Here is a 1,873-nt window from a genome sequence, read left to right as displayed (position 1 = left end):
AGCTACTCAATTTTTAGGACTTAGAATTGTAAAAGGTGATGACAGCCCGTATCCGGCAGATATTTATGTTGTTAATTTGCAAATATCAACAGGTGAACTTAAAATTGTAGAAGAAAATAACTACTATCCTTTTGGTCTCAAACACAAGGGATACAATAATGTTATAAATGGTACTGCTCATCCTTATAAGTTTGGAGGAAAAGAATATAACGAAGAACTTGGTTTAGATTTGTATGATTATGGAGCAAGAATGTATGACCCTTCAATAGGAAGATGGCATGTTACAGATAATTTAAGCGAACTATATTTTAGTAATTCTACTTATGTGTATGCTTTAAATACTCCTATTCAAGCTACTGATCCTGATGGAAATATTGTTATATTCATAAATGGTATGCACGGAGGAAGTGGAGGAAAGGCCGAATATTGGAGGTCTTATCAGAAAGTTAACTATATGTCTGGGACAAAAAGTTTTGCAGGTTTTTCATGGCATACATATGGAACTTATATGAAAGAAACAGCAGCATTTGACACATCTGTAATGAATCGTTTTGGAGATAGTAACTCTATGTATTTAGATGGTTCTATGGGAGGTGCTTTAAATACTGTCCTTTCTACAAGAGGTTTAGTAACCTCTAACCTTAGTGCTAAAAACAGAGTTGATGCAGGTTACTCAAGGGGTAAAAAAGAAGCAAAAAGTATAATTGCGAATTTAACTAGAGACAAAACTTCTGGAGAAATCATAGAAACTATAAAAATAATAACTCATAGTATGGGAGGTGCTTACGGTAAAGGGTTTATTAAAGCATTGAAGGAGTATGTTAAAACACTACCTAAAGAACAACAATCACAAATAAAGTTTTCAGTCTATGATTTTGACCCTCACCAAGCTGGTTCTTTAACAGCAGATGGAGAAACCCCTACTTTTCAATTTAAACATCAAGGTTTTTGGAATATTTTGGGTTTGGGATGGTTAGCTAATCAGGATGAGAATGGTAAAGTAGATGTACAGACCAACACAGGTAATAGTACAGACCATTCAATAATGACTTTTTTTAACGATATTAGTAACATGTCAGAAGGTACATATAAGTGGGATGGAAAAAATTGGGTAAAACAATAGGCAATGAAAAGAAAACCCATATTGATAAGCATAATAATAGTTATTATATTTATAGCGTTTCTTTATTTTAAGTACATCTTCGGCTGGCTAGAATTTAGAAGTAATAATTACACATCAAAAGAATATAAATCAATTGTAAATGTTTCTGAAGAACAATATTCTAAAGACAGTTTAGACTTGGTGGTTACAATAAGAGATAAGATAAAAAATCATCAGCATCCATATTATAATTCTATTAAGGTAAATGGAAAATTAGAATATATTAATGATAGTTTGACTAAAATTTATATAGATAGCATTTTTTATAATCCTGATTTAAGTAAGTTAGTTTTTTTAGTTATAGTTGAAAATGAAAATCTAAAGCTATATAAAGGAGTGTCAAAAGACGAGGCTTATAGTTGGGAAAAATCAGGTAATTTGCCATACGAAGGAACACATTTTAATGGAAATAGTTTTATTGCAAAAAGAAATAGAGAGAGTGAAATTATAATAATTTCATCATTCTCTAGGAATTCATTTACAAACTCTAGGACTTATGAAGAAAGCTCAATAGCGTTAATGAATGACTGTTTAAATCATCGAGATAATAATAAAGCTACTTACAATGTTGATGATAAGCGTTTTTGGGATAGTGATATTTGGAGTAGTGATAACCCCGATGGCGCGGATATGTAACACGCAACGATAGCGCGGAATTGCATTCCGTGCCCATTACAAGTAAGTAATAGTAAGCAAAACCACTTTTTAGTA

At 31.7% G+C, this 1,873-nt stretch carries 2 protein-coding genes; both read left to right on the top strand.

Annotated elements, in window-relative coordinates; genetic code table 11:
• On the top strand, positions 1–1,123 hold a 1,123-nt coding region (locus EC396_RS12635; RefSeq protein ID WP_164975292.1), incomplete at its 5' end, for an RHS repeat-associated core domain-containing protein.
• Between the two features lie 3 nt (positions 1,124–1,126).
• Entirely contained in the window at positions 1,127–1,798 is a 672-nt protein-coding gene (locus EC396_RS12630) for a hypothetical protein (RefSeq protein WP_129366962.1), read from the top strand.
• Positions 1,799–1,873 lie beyond the last annotated feature (75 nt).

This window comes from Lutibacter sp. HS1-25 (genome assembly GCF_004121075.1).
Lineage (GTDB): Bacteria > Bacteroidota > Bacteroidia > Flavobacteriales > Flavobacteriaceae > Lutibacter.
Note: the sequence above shows the minus strand (reverse complement) of the source record. Positions and strands in the feature narration are given on the sequence as shown.